At 52.5% G+C, this 21,429-nt stretch carries 15 protein-coding genes; 7 read left to right on the top strand and 8 right to left on the bottom strand.

Translation table 11 applies throughout. From position 1 onward, the window contains the following. Positions 1-36: 36 nt before the first annotated feature. Positions 37-1,614 (bottom strand): 2-isopropylmalate synthase, encoded by a 1,578-nt coding sequence (locus SH527x_RS02615; RefSeq protein WP_437193103.1) that lies wholly within the window; start codon positions 1,612-1,614, stop codon positions 37-39. Positions 1,615-2,104: 490 nt separating this feature from the next. Between SH527x_RS02615 and SH527x_RS02610 the strand changes: the two genes are divergently transcribed. Continuing rightward, positions 2,105-2,509, top strand: coding sequence for a 6-pyruvoyl trahydropterin synthase family protein (locus SH527x_RS02610; protein ID WP_437193102.1), 405 nt, complete (start codon positions 2,105-2,107; stop codon positions 2,507-2,509). Between the two features lie 209 nt (positions 2,510-2,718). On the opposite strand, the gene queF is transcribed toward SH527x_RS02610, so the two are convergent. From queF to SH527x_RS02595, 3 genes are all read right to left on the bottom strand, one after another. Continuing rightward, a complete protein-coding gene (queF, locus tag SH527x_RS02605) occupies positions 2,719-3,093 on the bottom strand; it encodes a preQ(1) synthase (RefSeq protein ID WP_437193101.1) in 375 nt (124 codons plus the stop codon). 187 nt (positions 3,094-3,280) lie between these two features. After that, on the bottom strand, positions 3,281-4,672 hold the full coding sequence (locus SH527x_RS02600; RefSeq protein ID WP_437193100.1) for an anti-sigma factor family protein: 1,392 nt from the start codon (positions 4,670-4,672) through the stop codon (positions 3,281-3,283). Between the two features lie 8 nt (positions 4,673-4,680). Beyond that, positions 4,681-5,256, bottom strand: coding sequence for an RNA polymerase sigma factor (locus SH527x_RS02595; protein ID WP_437193099.1), 576 nt, complete (start codon positions 5,254-5,256; stop codon positions 4,681-4,683). Positions 5,257-5,674: 418 nt separating this feature from the next. Here SH527x_RS02595 and SH527x_RS02590 point away from each other — a divergent pair, with 418 nt between their 5' ends. Next, positions 5,675-6,421: a Bax inhibitor-1/YccA family protein gene (locus SH527x_RS02590; protein WP_437193098.1), complete on the top strand. Its 747-nt coding sequence runs from the start codon at positions 5,675-5,677 to the stop codon at positions 6,419-6,421. 152 nt (positions 6,422-6,573) lie between these two features. Here SH527x_RS02590 and SH527x_RS02585 read toward each other — a convergent pair whose 3' ends face one another. From SH527x_RS02585 to SH527x_RS02570, 4 genes are all read right to left on the bottom strand, one after another. Further along, positions 6,574-7,596 carry an SMP-30/gluconolactonase/LRE family protein gene (locus SH527x_RS02585; RefSeq protein ID WP_437193097.1) on the bottom strand — a complete coding sequence of 341 codons (1,023 nt, stop codon included), beginning with the start codon at positions 7,594-7,596 and terminating at the stop codon, positions 6,574-6,576. Positions 7,597-7,873: 277 nt separating this feature from the next. Then, complete coding sequence (locus SH527x_RS02580; protein WP_437193096.1) at positions 7,874-8,575, bottom strand: PTS sugar transporter subunit IIA; 702 nt, start codon at positions 8,573-8,575, stop codon at positions 7,874-7,876. A gap of 334 nt (positions 8,576-8,909) precedes the next feature. Further along, a complete protein-coding gene (locus tag SH527x_RS02575; protein WP_437193095.1) occupies positions 8,910-9,881 on the bottom strand; it encodes a sugar phosphate isomerase/epimerase family protein in 972 nt (323 codons plus the stop codon). A gap of 682 nt (positions 9,882-10,563) precedes the next feature. Then, positions 10,564-10,821 carry a hypothetical protein gene (locus SH527x_RS02570; protein ID WP_437193094.1) on the bottom strand — a complete coding sequence of 86 codons (258 nt, stop codon included), beginning with the start codon at positions 10,819-10,821 and terminating at the stop codon, positions 10,564-10,566. 296 nt (positions 10,822-11,117) lie between these two features. Here SH527x_RS02570 and bshB1 point away from each other — a divergent pair, with 296 nt between their 5' ends. The 5 genes from bshB1 to SH527x_RS02545 all read left to right on the top strand — a co-directional run bounded on the left by bshB1 (position 11,118) and on the right by SH527x_RS02545 (position 21,399). After that, on the top strand, positions 11,118-11,825 hold the full coding sequence (bshB1, locus tag SH527x_RS02565) for a bacillithiol biosynthesis deacetylase BshB1 (RefSeq protein WP_437193093.1): 708 nt from the start codon (positions 11,118-11,120) through the stop codon (positions 11,823-11,825). Between the two features lie 320 nt (positions 11,826-12,145). Beyond that, a complete protein-coding gene (locus tag SH527x_RS02560) occupies positions 12,146-13,279 on the top strand; it encodes a hypothetical protein (protein WP_437193092.1) in 1,134 nt (377 codons plus the stop codon). Positions 13,280-13,419: 140 nt separating this feature from the next. Next, positions 13,420-16,833 carry a DUF4332 domain-containing protein gene (locus SH527x_RS02555; protein WP_437193091.1) on the top strand — a complete coding sequence of 1,138 codons (3,414 nt, stop codon included), beginning with the start codon at positions 13,420-13,422 and terminating at the stop codon, positions 16,831-16,833. 376 nt (positions 16,834-17,209) lie between these two features. Continuing rightward, entirely contained in the window at positions 17,210-19,831 is a 2,622-nt protein-coding gene (locus SH527x_RS02550) for a DUF1549 domain-containing protein (protein WP_437193090.1), read from the top strand. A 62-nt stretch (positions 19,832-19,893) separates the two neighbouring features. Next, complete coding sequence (locus SH527x_RS02545) at positions 19,894-21,399, top strand: DUF1501 domain-containing protein (RefSeq protein ID WP_437193089.1); 1,506 nt, start codon at positions 19,894-19,896, stop codon at positions 21,397-21,399. The last annotated feature ends 30 nt before the right edge of the window (positions 21,400-21,429 follow it).

Genomic DNA, 21,429 nt, shown 5'->3' with positions numbered 1-21,429 from the left:
TGGCTCTGTCCAGTCCCACTCAGAATCGAAGACGTTCTAGACGCCCCCTTTGTCCCATCGAGGTCCACGACCGCGGTTTGCCAGCAGAACCTTGTTCAAGGCCTGGAGGTAAGCAGCCACACTCGCCTGAATGACGTCAGTACTGACCCCTTTACCGTGATACCGACGATTCTCAACCTCGATCTCCAAGGCGACTTCACCTTGAGCATCTTGTCCGGTGGAGACGCTGCGAACCTGGTATTCCAGCAACTTTGCCGGAACTCCGACAATTCGTTCGAGACACCAAAACGCCGCATCGACCGGACCGTCACCAGTCGCCGCATCGCGAACGACTCGACCATCCTGATGAACCAGTTCAATGGTGGCCGTTGGAATGGTGCCTGTGCCGCCAAATGTCTGAAAACTTTGGACCGACCATGTCTGTTCCGCGTCGTCTGACCGATTTTCGATCAACGCAACGATATCGGCGTCGTAGATTTCCTTCTTCTTGTCAGCAAGGGCGATGAAATCGTCGAAGACCTGCTGCAACTTCTCGTCATCCAATTCATATCCCAGTGACTTCACGCGATCACGGAAGGCATGGCGTCCACTGTGTTTCCCCAGTACCAGATTGGTGCCGACAAAGCCAACATCCTCTGGCGTCATAATCTCGTAGGTCGATCGATTCTGCAGCATGCCGTGCTGGTGAATCCCGGACTCATGCGCGAATGCATTCTGCCCGACAATCGCCTTGTTACGCTGAACCGTCATCCCGGTGATATTGGAAACCATCCGGCTGAGAGGATAGAGCTTCGGCGTGTTGATCTCAGTGCGAACCTTGTAGTAGTCACTTCGGGTTTTGAGCGCCATGACGATCTCTTCGAGAGCGGCATTTCCGGCACGTTCGCCCAACCCGTTAATCGTACACTCAACCTGGCGTGCTCCTGCTTCAATCGCAGCGAGACTGTTTGCAACAGCCAACCCCAGATCGTTGTGACAGTGGGTGCTGATGATCGCCTTGTCGATATTCGAGACCTTCTCCTTCAATGTGGAAATCACTTTGAAGTAATGGCTCGGGGTCGCATATCCAACGGTGTCAGGAATATTGACCGTTGTGGCTCCCGCTTCGATTGCCCGCTCGACGACTTCACACAAGAAATCGAGTTCGGTTCGTGATGCGTCTTCAGGGGAGAACTCAATGTCAGGGCGAGTGATGTCGCTGCGGCTGGTCATCAGTTCGCCAGCATAAGAGACCATCTCAACAGCGCGACGAATGATCTCTTCCTTCGCCATCTTCAGCTTGAATTCACGGTGAATCGCACTGGTGGCGAGAAACAAGTGAATGCGCGTGTTCTGAGCTTCCTTCAACGCGTCCCATGAACGAGAGATATCTTCTTTACGACAGCGAGCAAGACCGCAAATCGTTGTTCGATCCCCAAATGTTCTGGCAATTTGCTGGACAGCATCAAAATCGCCGGGGGAAGCGATCGGAAACCCCGCTTCGATCACATCGACTCCCAGGTCGACAAGTGCTCGGGCGACGCTCAGTTTCTCATTGGTATCCATACTGCACCCCGGGGCCTGTTCGCCGTCCCGGAGAGTGGTATCGAAGATAATGATTTTGTCGTCCGCCATGGCATTTGATCCTTGAGTCTCGATCACGTTGAAGAGAGAAGAATATCGAATTCGAGGAACATTCGTGACGGTCCGGGCGCAAAAAAACCACCCTGGGACCGACATTCAGTCCCAGGGTGGTTGAGAAATCGCTACGCAAATTCTGCCACTCGCCTAAGACTTCCCGTCGGGAAGCAGGCTTAGTAGCAGGCCAAATTGAATGATGTGTTTTTTCATGTAAATCAGTTCCACTCGTATCACATTAGACCCAGACACTGGTTTTCGTCAAGTGAAATACGAGTTCAATCCGATTCCGACTGCTCTGCGTACTGAATTCGCAGGGACAAACAACCCCTGCCAGACTTCAGACACTTGTTCTCGGTGACAGGTTCACGATTCAGGATTCCGGTTCTCTGACTTCTCAAACCACTCTTGCGAAGGTCTCCATCAAGCGAGATAGTGAACAGAGACCATCAGTCTCCACCAGAAATGCCCCTTCGATAGGTTTGAAATGTATCGCGTCTCTCAGGAAATCGAATTTTGCTACGGCCATCGACTGCTGAACTACAGTGGAAAATGCCGTCACCTACACGGTCACAATGGCAAAGCGGTGATCCATATCGAAGGAGAACATCTGGATCACCGAGGAATGCTGATCGATTTCACTGACATCAAAAACATCGTCCGCACATGGATCGATGACGAACTCGATCACCGCATGATTCTCTGCAAAGATGATCCGGCGTTGCAGTACCTGAAAGACATGGGCGAGCCGTTGGTCATTATTGACACCAACCCCACCGCCGAAACAATTTCCAAGATGATTTTCGACTACGCAAAATCACAAGGGCTGCCAGTTGTCGAAGTCTGCCTTTGGGAAACGACCAAGGCCTTCGCAACTTATCGTCCGTCGTAAGGTCGAATGGAGTTAAGAGGTGAACCGCGAAGCCGATCCGCAGCATCTCTGATTCTTCAATCCAGCGTACAGCAGTAACAAGAACGGTTCCCTGATCTCCAGCAAGTCTCAGGAGACAGGGAACCGGTTCCATTCAACGTGTTCAAATCAGGTGCCATTAAGAAGCACCGTTCACTCTCATCTTTCAACGAGGGTGAGCTCCGTCTGCATTATGCAGGAAACGGCTTTGATGGATGCTCGACAATCACGGTCGTGCGAATTCCACCGCGAGGAGTGAACGCCGCTTCGATCTTCATCCAGTGTGGTTCGACAACACCAATGAGATCGTCCAGAATCGTGTTCGTCACACGTTCGTAGAATGCCCCGTGATTGCGATACTGCTGCAAGTACATCTTCAGAGACTTCAATTCGAAGCAATTCTGATTCGGGATGTACGATATCGTCAGCGTCCCATAGTCAGGCTGGCCTGTCTTTGGACAGAGCGAGGTGAACTCCGGGCAGATTGTATCGATGACATAGTTGCGACCCGGGAATGGGTTCTCGAAAACTTCAATCAGGTCGCGAGTCGGTTCAATCGAGGACATGTTTCAATAACGTCTGAGGTTGAAATCGAAATCAGAGGCACCACGCCAGACATGTGGCGTCTTTTGCCAACAAGAAAGTGTCGCAGGCAACCAGTGAATCGGCAATGATCCCGGCCTGAGAATGAGCCTTCGGATCAGAATTCCGCAGAACAGAGCAACGACCTTCGATGCAACTCTTTAAACCAGCCTATGGAGCCGGGGCAACAGGAGGGGCGCGTTGAATCAAAATAATCGCGCGATAATGTTCCGCGGCCGCAGCGGACTTTGCAGAAACAGCAGGTATCGAACCGACCTTGCCGTTCACTTGAGGCACCGGTTTCGCTGCAGAGAGTGGCTGCATTGGCGGGGCGACAGTGGCAACACCGGGCTGCGGCGCTGTCAACGCATTCTCTGACATCGACCGAGCCGCCATTCCTGCAACGGCATTGTCTTTCTGCTGACCTGCTGCCCCGGAAGGGACCAACGCCAGGTTTTTCTGGCTCAACTGATCGAACCGAAATTGAACCATCGACTGCTTCTGAATGAGATCATTTCCGGCCGCGACAGGAGCAGCCTGCGTTTTCAACTGAGGAGCCGCAGGAACCGACGCCCGACTGATCGACAGTGTCTGCAATTCTTCCTTGTCCGCAGAAGTCGACGCGATTGCTCCGCCGTCTTCCAGATACATCATCGCGTCCACAGCAGGGACCTGATTCAACAAAGCCGCCATCTCGGAACCATCCATGTCCAGTTGCAACGAAATGGCACTGATGGACGATGTTCTCGCTTCCGGAGACAGTTCCGACAACAACCGATTGTCAAGTGTACGAATCTGGTCATTTTGAACCAGAACCTGTAACTGATCCAACGTTCTGGCGACGTCGATCACAGTGAAGACGACAACAATTCGCTTTTCACCATCATCCGTCTGGATGGAGGTCGGCACCTGAATTGTGTTGCCCATCTGAGGAAGGCGTCCCATTTCGGCAATCTTCTGACGCAACTGTTCCGCGGTCAGTTCAACAACAGGAACAGGCCGCATATCAGCATTGGAAATTGCGTTTCCATCAGCCCCATCCGGTAAATTGAATCCAAATGCATCCTGCCCACCGCTGGCAGACATTGTCGCTGCCATTTCCATCGGTTGAGCATGCTCCATCAAGGCAGGTTGCACTTCAAGGACGGCCATTTCCGCATGAGACGCCAATTTCTGGTCGTCCATTCCATTCTGAAGCCACAGCCTCGGCAACCAAACAGACGCGAAACCAATCGTGAGTACGGAGCCAACGATTGCAGCAGGAGACCGATACCAGCGGCGATTCAACGCTGCCTTACCTGAAGGTCCAGCCAGGGGAATCGGGCGACTGACTGAACTGCGATTTGCTGCCTGAATGGCTTCAATCACCGAATCCTTCAAATCATCCGGAGCAGATTGACGAGGCAATCGTTGAATCGCCTGAGACAATTCCTTCAGTTCTGCCAGTTGTTCGCGCAGTCCTTCATCGTTCTCGAGTTGCTTTTCCAACTCGGCAACCTGCTGAGGGGGAAGTTCCCCATCAACATAGGCAGACAACAATTCGAATGGACCGGAATACGACATGATCTGAATCACTTCTGCTCGCGTTCGACAACTCTGGCTAATCGCTCCCGCAAGAGCTGTCTGGCACGGTGAATACGACTGCGAACCGTTCCAACGGGGCAGTTTAGTAACGTGGAAATCTCTTCGTACTGAAAGCCTTCAATTTCCTTCAGTATCAGGGCATCCTTGTACTCAGGAGCCAATTGCTCAAGCGCGGCCTGAACCTGATCAGAGATCTCAGAAGTCTGCATGGCTCTGGAAGGATCAGATTCCGGGTGTGGATCGCTCACGTCCCGTGCTCCCTCATCCGCAGGAGCACTCAAAGATGAGATTCCTTTTCGAATCTTTCTGCGGTTGGTCACCGCAACGTTGTAGGCGATGCGAAATAACCACGAATAGAAGGAGGCATCCTTTCGAAACGTGTGCAGTTTCTGAAAGGCCAGCAGAAACGCATCCTGCACGACATCGCGCGCATCGTGGACCGATCCCAACAGATGGACCAGCGTGCAATACAGGCGATCCTGATAGCGCAGGACCAATTCCCCGAATGCTTCTGTGTTTCCTGTCAGTGTTTGATCAATCAGTCGAGAATCGTCTGATGCCATTATCACAACGAATTAGACGCGGATTTCTCTGAATTCGTTTCCAGTATTCCAACAAATTTCATCCGAAAGCCAGAATTGACCGTTCTGACTTGAGATCCATTGTCGGTTCCGGATTCGAGAAGCAGGAAATGCCTGCAGAAATGATCACTTATTGGGGTGTACCATGAATTCACTCAAAACGGAATTGCTTACCACCTGAAATTCGAATACTGATGTATACTATTGGTGATCAAAACTTTGGGAGTCTCAACAAGATTCTTCGAATTTGGTCCACAATTTCAGGCCGATTTTTCAAGTCACCGGAAACTGTCTCGATTGAACGCCGACCACTGATCGCTAGGTTATCAGTTCCACTTAACCTGACAGCTGAATTCAGGTCGACCAGCCGAGCACTCACTCTCCCAGGAGAAATAAGTCAATGAGAACGGGCAACCCCACACTGAATGAAAAGACGTTTGAAGGCTTCGACATGTCCGCTCAATTGGAGCGTGGACAGTTGATGACTCTGAACGGAACAGCCCTCAAAACAACAGTTTTGCTGGCAACTGTCGTCGCCTCAGCCGCCTTCAGCTGGAATCTCTTCCTGAATCAGAGCCCGGCCACCATGCCGCTCATGATCGGGGGAGCCATTGTTGGTCTGATCTTCGCGATTGCGACATCATTCAAACCGACATGGGCTCCAGTCACAGCCCCACTGTACGCACTGGCACAAGGACTGTTTTTGGGCGGTCTTTCAGCGATTTACAATCAGGCGTCAAACGGAATCGTCATGCAGGCGGTGTTCCTGACATTCGGAACAATGTTCGCGTTGCTGTTCGCCTACCAGAGTGGACTGATTCGCGCCACAGAAAACTTCAAACTGGGAATCACCGCAGCGACCGGCGGGATCTTCCTAGTCTACATGGCAACTTTTGTACTCGGTTTCTTTGGCATCAAAATGCCATTCATTCATGACACTGGTCTGGTCGGAATCGGGATCAGCGCATTCATCGTGATTGTCGCCGCATTGAATCTGGTTCTCGACTTCGACTTCATTGAAGAAGGCGTCAACCGTGGTGCTCCGAAATACATGGAGTGGTATGGGGCCTTCGGTTTGCTCGTCACCCTGATCTGGTTGTATGTCGAAATCCTGCGTCTGCTGTCCAAACTCAACAGCCGCGACTAGACCGTTCTGGTCTGTGATGCGACGCGATAACGCCATCTAAAAAATCAAACCGGCCTGACATTGCCACAGCAACGTCAGGCCGGTTTCTTTATTGATGAATGCCAGCCGAATCACACAAAGAGATCAGGCAACGACGGCCAGCAGCATTCCGATTACTTCGAGGTCTTGGTCTGAATGCGGCAAAGGTAAGAATCAGCTGTCAGATACAAAGCCGAACGATCAGGACCGCCAAAGGCACAGTTTGAAATCTTTCCGTTGGTGCTGATCCGGCCAAGCAGCTTCCCGTCTTTTGTCAGAACGGAAACACCTCCTGGAGCGGTGACAAAGAGATTCCCCTTCTTATCAACATCCATTCCATCTGGCAGCCCCGGAAGCTCAGGGACGGCCTTGGTGAAGTCATACAGAACCTTGCCTTCAGTCAGGGTTCCATCTGGCTTCACTTTATAGGACATCAAAATTGCCTTCTTCGGATCCGACTGTGGCACATACAGAATGGATTCATCTGGAGAGAAGGCGATGCCGTTGGGACGAGTCAGTTCTTTGGTCAGCAGAGTGACTTTTCCGTCTGGAGTCGCACGATACACGCCGCAGAAATCAAGTTCACACTTTGGGTCGTCCAGTTGCTTTCCCAACCCATATGGCGGATCGGTGAAGTAGAGGTCGCCATTCGATTTCACGACAACATCGTTGGGACTATTGAACCGCTTTCCTTCAAAGCGATCAGCGATGGTCAACTTTCCTCCACCATCAGTCAGCACAGACACGCGACGGTCACCATGCTCACAACAGACCAGCCGCCCTTTTGCATCCAGCGCCAATCCGTTCGAGCCTGGTTCATTTCCGTAGTCTGAGATCCCGGTATAGCCAGCCGGTTTCATGAAAAGGGAAAGCCCTTCAGCGGCGGACCACTTCATGATCGAGTTACGCGGAATGTCAGAAAACAGCAGATAGCCGGGGCCATCTTTTTCTGGAACCCACAATGGGCCTTCCGTCCATTTGAACCCTGATGCGAGCACTTCGATTTTTGCATCAGGATCAACCAGTTCGGCAAATGCGGGATCATTCGAGATGACCTCCCCAATTGTCGGGAACGGTTGAGCTTTTTGAGCCAGGGCCGGTTGCGCTGCAGAGAGGAGCAACAGGACCGGAGCAGCCATACGCGCGAACGACAGCATGAAACAGGCCTCCCAAGAGTTCATTCGGAGCGGATCAACGAACCAAGAGCTCAGGCAACTCTATCCATTTTGCGGCATGGTCGACCCATTGTGTGCTCACAATGAGCAACACATCCCGCAGTATCAACTTCACTTCAGACAGAGAATGCCTGCACAACAACTAAAAGAGACCTGCCACAGCGGACACTTCATATCCTACCGCTACAGGTCTCCAAAGCGATCGAGCACACCTTGACGCCATTACGCCAGACGGTATGCAAATTGATTCAGTCAGATGTTAATTGAACGAGCTTTCTGCAGACAGAATCACTTCGTATGCCGAAGTCGGATTCTCCGCAGCCCGCAACAGTGGCAAAAAGTCAGGCAACTGAATCATGCGGGTGAGTCGAGCAAGTACCTGCAAGTGTGTTTGCGTATCACGGCACAAGACAAGGAAGAAACAATCGGTCGAAGAATTGTTTGGAGCACCAAACGAAATTCCGCTTAACGTACGACCAAAAGCAACAAGAGATTCACCAGCGGCATCCGGCAGGGGATTACGAGGGTGGGGAAATGCCACTCCGTTGTCGAACGCTGTCGAGCACATTGTTTCGCGTTCCTGGACAGCCTTCAGGATTGAAGCAGGCTCCCAAATCTGCCATGTCCGCCCTGCAGTTTCGACAAGCGATTCCAAAACCGATCGCTTGGTGCGGGCCTCAAGTGGCACCTGAATCAGTTCAGGCTTCAGCAGGCTCGAAACAGGGACATCCTTTTCGACAACCTGGCTGGTCTGGGCATTCTCAATCGCAGCAAGCTGGCTGTCTGAGTAATCCCGCATTTCCTGTTCAAGCCACTGAGTCACCTCTGCGGCATGAAACATCCAGTCGGATCCTCGCTTGTGGGCAGGAATGCGACCACGGGTAGCGAGTCGTTCGATCTCCCGGCGATCACGTCCGAGTTGCCGAGCCAGTTCATCTACTGAATACCATTCGTGCGACATAGAAGGAATTTCGATGCAATGGGGCCAGAATCGGAGGGGCAACAATGCGCGAGGACCGTCTGTCACCCGAAGACATCCAGCTTCCACTCGCGGGGCCCAACTTGATGGTACCGCAAATTAATGCGTGCGATCTTTGCATGCCACGAATCGACCGAGACAAACAAGCATCAACGTTGCACTAAAGAGGGCATCCTTGAGAACACACCCTGCATTTGGAAACACGATGCCAAATCAGCTGTCAGAAGAAAATGAAACACAGCTTGTCACAGACGTCTTCACGTCCGGCAAAGACGTCTTTCTGTGAGCAATTCGCCGCGATTCTTCGACGGATCAGCTACTGGGCAACCTGTGCAGTCAGCTGTTCGCGAACAGTTGCACATCGTCGCATTAAATCGCGATGTTCCAGATTCCACAAGTCTCGCGACCAAACTTCCAGTTCATACCACCCTAAAAACCCGCCTCTCTCAAATGCAGAGATCATTTCCGGCAAAGGCAGTCGCCCCTCACCTGGAAGGAGACGGTCATTTTCGTGTCGCGGGATGTCGCCCCAGTCAGCAAGGGAAACCATCGCAATACGCGGGGCAATCTCTTCAATCCGCTGCATCAATCCCGCTTCTTCCCACAAGTGGTACGTACCAAATGCAAGTTTCAGTCGCGGATGATTGACACGATCCATCAGTTCGACCGCATCATCCAATGAATGAATGAATGTCCAATTGCGACCGAACAGTGGATGCATCGGCTGCAGGGCCAGATCGACACCATAAGTCGCGGCGAACTCGCTCAATTCGTTCAGCGATCCAGCCAGAATCCTCATTGCGTGCGAGCGAATATGGCCAGATTGAGGACCAGTCACCACTGTCACAGAGCCAGCACGCACCTGTGCGGCGACACGAATGACCTTACGAGCTTCGGCCATTGCCTCTGGCAGAGAGTATCCATTTTCACCAGTAAACCCGCCGATCCAGCCGAGACTGGAGACAGGCAACTGAGACTGTTGAATTTTGCGGACGGAACGGCGAACGCCATACCGCACGAGTTTCTGCCAACTCAGTCCAACTGCCGGAACGCCGGAGCGCTGGTAACTTTCGAGATCGGTTGTCAAACAGTTACGCAGAGTCGTGAGCTGATTCACAGCAAGGCGTTCAAAGAGAGAACGCGGTTCGACACTTCGAGTCGTTACTGTCGCAGGAGGTGGTCCTGAAGGACAGGTGCTCTCTTCCGAGAGATTTGGAGCAAAGACTCGTTCTGATTCCGTTTCACCTGAGGAAGAGCTTGGAAACGGATTCCCGATCGATGGATTCAACAGTATCTCCTGACTGAATGAACAACGTTGTCCCATTGCACTGAATGGGATCACAACCAACCACGTTCTCCTGGTCAGTACTGCTATCTGTTAACGTCGATAACATCGATCAAAATTTTTGAGGCTGCAACTCTTTTGAACATGATCGTTCCTCTGTGTTAAACGACTACTTGCGACATTCCTGGTTCAGGAAACAGTTGTCCAAACTGCCTTGCCGCCATCGTGACGTCACACCAAGTCTCACACCTCAAAGTGGATCTCTACTGAATGCTTTCACATCAGTAGACACTGCTCCCGCAGCATACCGACCCATTTCAAACCTGACCAGTGCATTTCGTGACTCTCAAGAAACGTTCTCAAAAGAGAAGAAACTTGTTTTTGTCGAGCCTCTGCATCATCAGAGATTCATGCAGCAACTCGAAACACACAAACCAGGCCAGCGTGGTGTGATCGACTTGTACCGATCATCCTGCTCAGTCAACTCAAAAGCACTCTGCAAACTGGACGGCGACAGTATGCCGACATCGTCCAGAGTTTTCCACGAACGACTGCAAAATTTGCGTAGAAAGAATCGCAAACCTCGAGACCCGTTTTACCCAACCCGCCAATTCCCCGCAGGCTCCAGGCACATGATCAGCCACCCGAAGACTGCACGAAAACAGGATCATTCATCACTCAAACGTCAATCACCAACACCAACATTCCGCTCAATTTCCCGTGCTTTGTCCGATGTAAAATACTTCCTCAACTTCAATGGATCCTGCACTTCTTCATACGAGTGCTCGGTACGCGCAATATCGCCTGCACTGCGAACCCATGGTTCATCCGCGTCAGGTGTATCACGCTGAGCGGTACGCATCGCTTTCCCCGGCCAGACAGACTGGCACCCAACAGAACCGGCACTCAGCAGTGCAAGGAAAACAACCAATTGAATACGCATCTGACTCACTCCAAACACTGGGCTGACTGGCCAACCACTCCAGATTGACCCCACTTGTCAACTACTCCTACAGGCAACATGCACATCACACAAGCTGCCCCACACTACAATCACCGTTTCACGCACCGCACACAGAATTCGACATTCACACAACAAAGTGAAACGCAACCCTGGTACTGAAAACGACGCCGACACTTCCACACAATCAGGATCACATCCTTATAATGCACCTGACTGAGCCCAGTACTGGCGATAACGTACCACACCCCCCAACAGTTCAGTAAAGACCTTTTTTCATGAACCTGCCAAACACACCACTCGACATTCTGGTCATTGCCCCTCACCCAGACGATGCCGAACTCAGTGTTGGCGGAATCATCCTCAAGTCTGTTTCACAAGGAAAACAGGTCGGAATACTGGAATTGACGAACGGGGAACCAACCCCGCACGGGTCCCCAGAGCGACGAAAAATTGAAACGGAACAAGCCACTAAAATTCTTGGAGCACAGTGGCGACACCTGCTGGATTTGCCGAATCGCCAACTCGAAAACTCACTGGAAGCACGCCGCAGACTGGCCGAGATCTTCCGACTCACTCGCCCCAAAATCATCCTCGCCCCCTATTGGGAAGACTCGCACCCAGACCATGTTGCCGCCAGCGCACTGGTCGACGCTGCTCGATTCTGGTCCAAGCTGTCAAGAACAGACATGGCCGGCGAGCCATTTCACCCGCCAAAGATTTTCTACTTCTGGAGCATCCACCTTCGTATCCACCCGAAGCCAGCGTTCGTCTTTGACATCACCAATGAAATCGAACAAAAAATGGCCGCCATCCGTTGCTACGAGAGTCAGGTTCTGACAGGCCGATCGCCAGCCCACCCCACAATGCTGGATGACGTCAAAGATCGAGCTCGCTACTGGGGATGGACCATCGAGAAAGGTTACGGCGAACCACTCGCAAGTCGGGAAGAGATTCGCATCGATGATCTCGCCCAACTGACATAGTTCGACAACCATAGCAGGCAATTTCGCTTTCAGGATGAGTGCAAATCATCCTTTGCTGTCTCACTGAAAGTAGAGAACAGAGCTCATTCCATAGACAACGCAAAGCGCCAATCCTTCGCAGGACGTCCGAAGGAATGAGATTCATCTTGTTCGAGCCCAGAACGTCTGGTAACTTTTGCCAGTCCGCGAGGAATGCGGAGAAAAGCCGTGAAATGCTCTTGCAAAGTTTTTCACAGCGAACATTCAAAGACTGATGCTGTGCGATCCGCCAGACGGGCTCGATTATCGGATCGGGGCCACAGCAGCATGGAGGCGATATCATGAGAAGCACGATTCGAGTGCTGCAAGCGGCTGATTTCTTATTGCACCAGCCCTTGGACACTGCCGGTGTTCTTCCAACAACATTTCGCGAGTTCTTCAATCAAGCTCGTGAACGGGCAACTCTGAAAGTGATCAACCAGGCCATTCAGTCCACGGTTGACGTTCTGCTGGTCACTGGGCAACTCGTACAGTTTGAAGAAGAGCCACGACTGGCCTGTTTCCTTCAAGAACAGTTCCGACGATTGCACGCACAGGGAGTCCAGATTGTCTGGGCCGCGCACAATCAGGGGAATCTTCCAGCCTGGTCCATCAACAGTTTCGTGACACACCTTCAGGCAGGTGAGTCGAAGATGCTGTCCCTCCCTGAGTCTTCTGGAAATCGAATTCTGATTCGCTGGGAAAATGATTCTGCTTCTGCAAGCTCGGCTTCCAGTTCAGCAGACCTGACAATCTCAATTCAGAATCAGGTTAACAGTCTCGCGATTGAGTATTCCGGGGCAGGAATTGCGCAACCGGTTCGCCACCGCACTGCGTCCATTCAACCGACAGGACCTGAAGATAATTCTACCTGTGGTATGTGGCTGATCGAGGCCAACCAGCACAATCACATCAAGTCAACGTTACTTCCTACCACGGTTGTGAATTGGGTGACTGAAGAGATCACCATTCAAGCAGAGACCCTGCGAGGGGACCTTCTGAACGAAATGCAGCGTCGCGTCTCCGACCTCTCACGTCGCCAGACAACAGAACTCACACTGGTGAAATGGCGTCTCACAGGGGAGGGGAGTTTATGGGATCACATCGCCGAAGACGTTGATGGCCACGGGTTGTTGCAGGATTCGCGAGATTGCATTGAGGCAAGTCAGCGAATCTGGTGCTGGAAGATCGAACTCGCCCCTGCCACCGCTCAGTTGGAGACGTGGCAGAATCGGTCACAGGCGTTCGCGCTCGCATTCAAAGAATACGAAGACCTGACAGCAGGCGATTTGACGGCTGCCTCAGGAGCAGGTCTCCTCCCGGGGTACACCGGTTCACGGTTCCATGCTCACCTGATTCCCGCGAATACCATCAGGTTGCAGGTTGCCAAGTCATTGAACCAGACCGATTCTGCTCCCATCGCAGACGCAGGTTAAGAATTGCAATCGCGCAGCCAATCATATTCCAACAATAATGGCTGCCGAATGCTGAATTTCAGTTGAGAAATTGAGTGCGTCGTCGAATCCGTTCACGACGCTGAATTCAAGTTTGCTCGAACAGGCTCCAAGAGTTTCACATGCAGATTCAGCAGATCAATGTTGAGGGCTTCGGGACATTGTCCCATTGCCAGATCAGCCCACTTGAATCTGGGTTGACCGTCGTGTACGGAATGAACGGTTCCGGCAAGACAACACTGTTGGAGTTCGTGCGCGGAGTTTTCTCCGGGTATGACCACGCCCGTCAATTGAATCTCCTTCCTCCTTTGAACTCTGGAAATCCTGGGGGAAGCCTGACTTTACGGCTGCCTGAAGGGCAAGTCGAAGTCATTCGACATGCTCGCGCAGAGGGCGAAGATACTCTGGCTTTCGCAGTTCGTCATGAGTTGGCGAATGTCGCCGCAGATGTCCGCAAATCAATCAACAGACTCCCCGAACAGTTGATCCGCACTCTCTTCATGGTCAGCGGATATGAATCTCATTCGCTTGCCAATCTTGTTCAGGTCGCCAGAGAGTACGGGATTGAACTGGCCTCAAAACGTACAGCGACAACTTGGCTCAATTCGCGAATTCATGCCCTGCAACAACAGCGAGCGAATCTCTACCAGACAATCGTTCCACAGGGAACTCTTGCACAGTTGCAGGACCAGCACAAACACCTGACTGCGAAATGGGAAGAAGCCAAGCAAGGACAGCAAACCCGAATCGCTGGCTGGCAGAATGCCATCGAGCGGTTGCGTCTGCGAATTCAACGACTTCAAACTGAGGCCAGCTGGCTCGCACAGGAACTTCATGCAGCAGAAAGCGATTTGACTGAGGTTCAAACTCGTTTATGGAGCAGGAAAGAAGCAGTTGTCGAAGAACAGGAAACAATCGAGCAGATTGCGCTTCTTGAAGATCCAGAATGGAAGCTGCAGATTGCCGAACTCGATCAGGAAATTACCAACGCGCAACAGGTACTCCGCGATCTTGCCAACTCCCGTATGAAGTTGTCTGTCACAAAGGCCGGACTGGTCGGATCAGAAGTTCCAGACATCGACATCACCTTCCATCGTCAGCGAACCGCACTGGCCGAGCTGGAATCACAGGCAGATCAACTGGCCTCAATTGCCGAGAAGTTGAAGTCTGCGTCTGAGTGCTTGTGCGGGACAAAGTCATCATCACTTGAGACCGCTGTTCAGCAAATTCGCAATCAGGTCTGGCTGCTCTGTCAGGAACTCAGTCGCCAGCAGTCTGCTCAACAGCAATGGTTGCTTCAAACACAACGTGAAGGGGTCGATGATTGCGAATCTGAACTGATTTCCCAGATTCGCATCCTGCGTCTTCGCCGCGAAGAGATAGTGCGGACAAATGCAATTCACATTGAGGACCAGATTCCGTTCCGCAATAACCACGAATCGGCATGGTGCGAATGTGGGGCACACGCGGCCGCCGCTCAACATCTACCATCATGCAAAAGAATTGTCACACCGCAGATCATTACTCACCTGAAAACGATCATCGTGTCAGGTGCTCTGCCAGGTGATGCAGAAGCGGAGAAGACGCTTCTTGCTCGACACTATCAACTCCGCTCTCAATGGCTGGATGCCGTAAAGCGATTAAGAGACGCTCGGGCCGAACTCGAAACACTTGAACAAGGTGGCCCGGAGATCGCTGCGGACCGAACTGTTCAGAACGATCGCAACGAACTCAGTCTTCTCGATCAGCAGATTGAAGAGGGTCGCCAGCAATGGCAAACTCTGAAACTCGTTGAAGGACTTCTGGAACGGACCCAGAGCAAGCTCAACACCGAGGTCATTGCACCGGTCATCAAAGAAGCTTCTGCTCTGCTGGCTCGAATGACGAGCGAACGTTACACCGGATTCCGCTTCGTTCCGGCAACTTCTGAGCTCCGTATTCAAAGTGCAGATGGAACCGAGCTCGCCCCATCCGCGCTCAGCAGAGGCACACAGGAGCAAGCGGCTCTGTGCTTCCGACTGGCACTTGCTCGCGAATTCCATCGTCGAGGGCGCATGGTGCCATTGGTCCTTGATGATGTCCTTGTGGACAGCGACGAACACCGTTCCAAAGCGGCAGTTGAAGTGCTCGTTGAATGTGCCAAGTCACAACAGATTCTGTTCCTGACATGTCAGGAACACCTCCTCGAACTGTTTGCGATGCACAAGATTTCCATCGTCGACCTCCCCGGTTCAGTCCGTCCGTCACTGCGAACTTATTCAGATGCACACGGCAGCAATGGACACGTTTCCAGCAGTGGGCCAATCGTTCCGCATGTCCCGGTCAGTCTGCTCTCGCTTCCTCCAGTGACTCCACCGACAACTCTTGAAGTGGTCGAGAAACCTGTTCCAGTCGTCATTCCCGCAGCAACTGCGTCTGAAGACTCCAACAGCAAAGCCATTACAACTCGACTTCACGCGAACTCCGTTTATTGGCTGGAACCAACCAGTCCAGTGGATCAGGTGCCGTCGATTGGCAGTCAGATGGCGCGGCGTCTCGCGACGATTGGCGTCCGTGAAGTTCGCGACCTGATCGAGCTCAATCCTGAAATTCTGGAGATTCCGCTTAACAGCTTGCAGATGTCAGACGCCACTCTCAAACAGTGGAAATCAGAAGCACGCATGCTCTGCTGCGTGCCACACCTGACAGGCCGTGGTGCTCAACTTCTGGTGCTCTGTGGGTTCTTCACTCCTGCCGAACTCGGCCAAAGTGATGCACGCACAATTCTCAGCAAAGTGAAAAAACTCCGTGGCGATGGCAAACACAGTCTGAGTCTCCCGTGGTTAAACGAGGAAAAGACCTGGCCAAATCAGGACGAAGCATCTGCCTGGGTCCGATCTGGAAAAGCCGCTCGCAGCTGGCGGAAGCTTCGTGAAAGCACCGAGAAATCGGCTCGGTCAAACGGAATCGTGTCTGGCAAGATCCGTGAAGGGGATCTCGTCTTACATGCCGTTAATCGTGTCACTTCGCCATCGACGACCAATCCCGCTTCATCAACGGAAGCCGTTCGACTGGAGAGTGAAGTGCAGGAAGAAGTCGTGTCAGATGCAGATCGCACTTGGCGATTCTACCTGCAAGGCGACAGCCAGATCGTGGACGCACCTTCAATTGGTCCCAAGTCGGCAGAACGGTTGAATGCCATTGGGATCTACCTTGTTTCAGATCTGATTGAACAGCCAGCACAGGAAACCGCCACAGCACTGGGCCGCCGCGAAGTAACGACCGAGATCGTCACTGAATGGCAGCAACAGGCGTTGCTCATGTGCACTGTCCCACAACTGCGTGGACATGATGCTCAGATTCTGGTCGCGTGTGATGTGACAACCGCTGAGCAGCTTGCCCAGATGGTTCCACACAAACTCTTCGCCATTGTTGATCCGTTCGTCAGATCAAAAGATGGTCAACGGCTGCTGCGATCTTCAAAGGCACCAGACCTGGAAGAAGTCACCGAGTGGATTGAGTGTGCTCGACAATCACCCATGCTGAAAGCGGTATAGCAGTAGGCTCGCCTCAATAAAATTTGCTGACCAAGTCCCGCTTTTGCACAAAAAAGCGGGACATTTGCATTCAGTGTCTCGGAATGTCGTGAGACAGAATCACTCTGACTGAGGACTGTTTCGCCAGAACAGATCAGAATCCCCTTGTTTCAGAGGCGACATTCGATTGTCACTTGGATTAGAATTCAGTGTCGACTGTCGGAAACAATTGCTGCCTTGGAGATTGCACGAAACATCAACTCATCTGATTCTCAATTCAATTCGATTCGAGAGTTGCAAAGAAGATCAGATCAGTTGAGACCAAGGCTGCTTCAATCGTGCTGACATCGGGAATTGCGCAGGCGTCGTTTTTCACTCCGATGAAGTGGTCCTCACAATGCCTCAACGATCATCACCCAGCCAGTGGCGACCCCGACTCGGTCGATCATCTGACCGAGAAGCAGTCTGTTCAACAGGAACAAAGCGGGGTGCACGTAGACGACAGCTCTGCTTCGCTTCAGGACGTGCTCTGCTCGGCTTCGCGATTTTGATCGGAGTCATCTCTACACATGAGGTTGCCTTTGCGGAACCCCCTGCTGTTGTGGACACCGACAAGCCTAAGTCAGATCAGATTTCGGTCGATTTCAAGTTAGACATTCAGCCGATTCTGACAGCACATTGCACCGCATGTCACGGGGCATCCGATCAAAATGGCGGCCTTCGTCTTGATCATCGCACACTGGCGCTGCAGGGGGGCGATACAGGACCTGCGATCGTTCCTCACAAGATGTCTGGAGAGTTGCTCCGACGGATCACATCAGACAGTGAATCGGAACTGATGCCTCCACCAGAGGGTGGCAAGGCATTAAGTAAAGAACAGATTGCGAAGCTCCGTACCTGGATTCAACAGGGAGCGGTCTGGCCAGATGACGGACAGAAAGTCAGTGTCACTTCAAATCATTGGGCCTATCAACCACGTCGTTCCATCACTCCACCACAGGTTCAGAATGAAACCTGGATTCGCTCCCCCATCGACCGGTTCGTCCTGAACAAACTGGAAGCAGCCAGAATTACTCCATCTCCGGAAGCCGATAAAGAAACGCTGCAGAAACGTCTCTTCTATGATCTCATCGGCTTGCCGCCGACACTCGAAGAGATTGATGCATTTCAAACTGACGAATCACCAGACGCTTACGAAAAGCTGGTCGATCGGCTTCTTGCTTCACCTCATTTTGGAGAACGCTGGGGGCGTCACTGGCTCGATAAGGCACGCTATGCCGATTCGGATGGATACGAGAAAGACAACGCCAGACCGGACGCCTTCCACTATCGCGACTGGGTGATCAATGCATTCAATCGTGACCTTCCATTTGATCAGTTCACGATCGAACAACTTGCTGGCGACCTGCTGCCGGATGCAACGGAAGCTCAACGCATCGCCACTGCGTTTCATCGACAAACGATGACAAACACAGAAGGGGGAACCGACCCTGAGGAGTTCAGAGTCGTCGCGGTTGTCGATCGAACAAATACTACGGCATCAGTCTGGCTGGGTCTAACAGCTGGCTGCGCACAGTGTCATACGCACAAATATGACCAGATCACGCAGTTGGAGTACTACCAGCTCTATGCGTTCTTCAACAACGGCGACGAGATCAATCTCGAACGCTCCAAAGGCCCTGAGGCGATTGCTGAATACGAGAAGCAACTCGCCGCGCATGAAGCAAAACTGAAGAACCTCAACAGCAAGCTGGACGCGCTGAAGAAAAAGAAGGAAGCGGAAGCAGCTTCTCCAACGACTGCAACCGACACAGTAGCGACATCTGCCCCGGCAGCACCAGTTTCAGCAATCGATGCCGACATCGAGAAAATCCAAAAGCAGATCGACCAGACGACAAAGCGTCCTCCTGCAAAACCCATTGAAAATATTCGAATCCTTACCCAGCGAACCGAGTCTTCAAGAAAGACTCACGTCCTGAAACGAGGGGATTTTCTGGACCCCGGCACTGAAGTGCAGCCGGGAACATTCGGAACGCTCCATCCATTTCAGACTCGCAACCAGTCGGCACTCCCGGATCGACTCGACCTCGCACAATGGCTGGTCTCGGCGGACAACCCACTCACTCCGCGCGTGACCGTGAACCGCATCTGGGGGCATCTGTTTGGTCGTGGACTCGTGAAAACAATGGACGATTTCGGAGTTCGCGGGGAGCAGCCCACACACGCTGAATTGCTTGACTGGCTCTCAGATGAATTCCTGCGATTGAAATGGAGCCAGAAGGCTCTGATTCGTGAGATCGTTCTGTCGGCAACATACCGGCAGGCATCCGCACATCGACCTGAATTGCTTGAGACAGATCCATTGAACGAGCAATTGGCTCGACAGAATCGCTTCCGCGTCGAAGGAGAAATCGTCCGTGATCTTCACCTCGCAGCGAGTGGGCTACTGAATCGCACGGTCGGCGGACCAAGCGTCTTCCCCCCGATGCCAGCGGATGTGGCGGCTCTCAGTTATGCCAACAACTTTAAATGGAAGACGAGCGAAGGGAACGATCTTTACCGTCGCGGAATGTACATCTTCTTCAAACGGACGGCCCCATTCCCCGACCTGATGACATTCGACTGCCCGGATTCGAACGTGGCGACGATTGAGCGGCGTTCCTCGAATACGCCATTGATGGCTCTCACGACACTCAACAATCAGGTCTTTTCAGAAACCGCGTCTGCGATGGCATCGCGGCTATTGAAAGTCCCAGTTAAAGAACCGACTCATGCAGATACAGAACGCCTGACAACAGCATTCTGCCTTTGTGTCGTTCGCCCCCCGGATCAGGACGAATTGCAATCGTTGCTCGCACTTCTGAATGAGTGTCGAAGTTGGTATCGAACTCACCCGGAAGATGCGAAGAAGCTGATCAACAATAAACCGATCGAAGGTCTCTCTGCGGATGAACAGTCTGCATGGATTGCGACAGTGAGAATCGTCATGAACATGGACGAATTCATCATGCGGGAATAGCAGAGTAAACGGGCATCAGAAAACTCTGGCATTGCAGTAACACATCGTAAGGACAGTCAGCGATGAATCCGTTCGAAGAATACGTGAGACGAACGCGACGAGACTTTCTTCTCAACTGCGCTGGAGGATTAGGAACGATCGGATTGGGAGCACTCCTCTCAGCCGATGGATTACTGTCTCCCTCGTCTGTCATGGCCGGTGAGATCGGTTCAGAATCAGGTAATCCAAGTGCGTTGAAGGTGGCTCATTTCGCCCCAAAAGCGAAGTCGTGCATCTTCATCTTCTTTGAAGGAGCCCCGAGCCAGCTTGATCTCTTCGACAACAAGCCTCAACTTGTCGAACTGAATGGTCAACCGATTCCTAAATCTTTCTATGAAGGACGCCGCTTTGCGTTCTCGACGCCAGAAACAGCACGACTCCTTGGAGCAGGGAAACGAACGTGGCACCGATATGGCGAATGTGGAATGGAGATGTCCGATCTCCTTCCAAATATCGGGTCGGTCGCAGATGACATCTGTCTTGTGCGGACCATGCACACCGAGCAGTTCAACCATCATCCCGGCCAGTTAATGATGCAATGCGGGCGAGCCGCGTTCGGGTTGCCTGTCATGGGAGCCTGGGTGAATTATGGCTTGGGGAGCCCATCGCAGAACCTCCCAGGGTACGTTGTCCTGACCGCCGGTCGCGGGAATTCCGGAGGGGCGACGATCTGGACGAGCGGGTTCCTGCCAAGTTCATACGCTGGGGTTCTCTTCCGTAATCAAGGAGAGCCGATCCTCAATCTGGAAAACCCCGCTGGTCTTCCGATGGAGCTTCAAAGGAGCGGGTTAAGTACCCTGCAGGAGATCAATGCACGTCGATTTGCCGTCCAGCAAGACCCCGAAATCGCCTCGCGAATTGCCAGTTATGAACTTGCATTCCGCATGCAGTCCGCGGCTCCGGAGTTGATCGATCTCTCATCAGAGAGCAAGCAAACTCTGGAGATGTACGGCATCGATCGACCGACTCCGAAAGAGGGGGGACGAACAGGAGGAGGAGGGGAGACGTACGCTTCATTCGCCAAGAACTGCCTGCTGGCCAGACGAATGGTCGAACGTGGAGTCCGCTTCGTGAATTTAGTCCATGCTTCATGGGACCACCACATGGACTTGAACAATGAGCTTCCCTGGTGTGCCGGCATGGCAGATCAACCGATTGCTGCATTGATCAAAGACCTCAAACAGCGCGGTCTGCTGGATGAAACTCTCGTCGTCTGGGGAAGCGAGTTTGGACGAACTCCACTCGGGGAAAACCGTCCTGGGCGAGAACCGGGCACAGGCCGGGATCACCACCCACACGCCTTCAGTATGTTCCTGGCAGGGGGCGGGATCAAAGGGGGCATGACCTACGGCGAAACCGACGAAATCGGCTGGAACATCGCCAAAGATCCAGTTCACGTCAACGACTTGCAGGCGACACTCCTTCACCTGTTTGGACTCGATCACCTGAAGCTGACTTACCGTTTTCAGGGACGTGATTTCCGTCTAACCGACGTCGGTGGCAAAGTCATGACAGATTGGCTTGCGTAGCCCTGTACAGCGCTCAACTCAGGTGAGCGC

The sequence above is a fragment of the Planctomicrobium limosum genome (genome assembly GCF_051465645.1).
In the GTDB taxonomy this organism is placed as follows: Bacteria; Planctomycetota; Planctomycetia; order Planctomycetales; family Planctomycetaceae; genus Planctomicrobium.
Note: the sequence above shows the minus strand (reverse complement) of the source record. Positions and strands in the feature narration are given on the sequence as shown.

Coding starts and splice junctions, on each gene's coding strand:
- SH527x_RS02615 (WP_437193103.1), bottom strand. CDS start 1,614: ATGGCGGACGACAAAATCATTATCTTCGATACCACTCTCCGGGACGGC.
- SH527x_RS02610 (WP_437193102.1), top strand. CDS start 2,105: ATGTATCGCGTCTCTCAGGAAATCGAATTTTGCTACGGCCATCGACTG.
- queF (WP_437193101.1), bottom strand. CDS start 3,093: ATGTCCTCGATTGAACCGACTCGCGACCTGATTGAAGTTTTCGAGAAC.
- SH527x_RS02600 (WP_437193100.1), bottom strand. CDS start 4,672: ATGTCGTATTCCGGTCCATTCGAATTGTTGTCTGCCTATGTTGATGGG.
- SH527x_RS02595 (WP_437193099.1), bottom strand. CDS start 5,256: ATGGCATCAGACGATTCTCGACTGATTGATCAAACACTGACAGGAAAC.
- SH527x_RS02590 (WP_437193098.1), top strand. CDS start 5,675: ATGAGAACGGGCAACCCCACACTGAATGAAAAGACGTTTGAAGGCTTC.
- SH527x_RS02585 (WP_437193097.1), bottom strand. CDS start 7,596: ATGCTGTCGTTCGCGCGTATGGCTGCTCCGGTCCTGTTGCTCCTCTCT.
- SH527x_RS02580 (WP_437193096.1), bottom strand. CDS start 8,575: ATGTCGCACGAATGGTATTCAGTAGATGAACTGGCTCGGCAACTCGGA.
- SH527x_RS02570 (WP_437193094.1), bottom strand. CDS start 10,821: ATGCGTATTCAATTGGTTGTTTTCCTTGCACTGCTGAGTGCCGGTTCT.
- bshB1 (WP_437193093.1), top strand. CDS start 11,118: ATGAACCTGCCAAACACACCACTCGACATTCTGGTCATTGCCCCTCAC.
- SH527x_RS02560 (WP_437193092.1), top strand. CDS start 12,146: ATGAGAAGCACGATTCGAGTGCTGCAAGCGGCTGATTTCTTATTGCAC.
- SH527x_RS02555 (WP_437193091.1), top strand. CDS start 13,420: ATGCAGATTCAGCAGATCAATGTTGAGGGCTTCGGGACATTGTCCCAT.
- SH527x_RS02550 (WP_437193090.1), top strand. CDS start 17,210: ATGCCTCAACGATCATCACCCAGCCAGTGGCGACCCCGACTCGGTCGA.
- SH527x_RS02545 (WP_437193089.1), top strand. CDS start 19,894: ATGAATCCGTTCGAAGAATACGTGAGACGAACGCGACGAGACTTTCTT.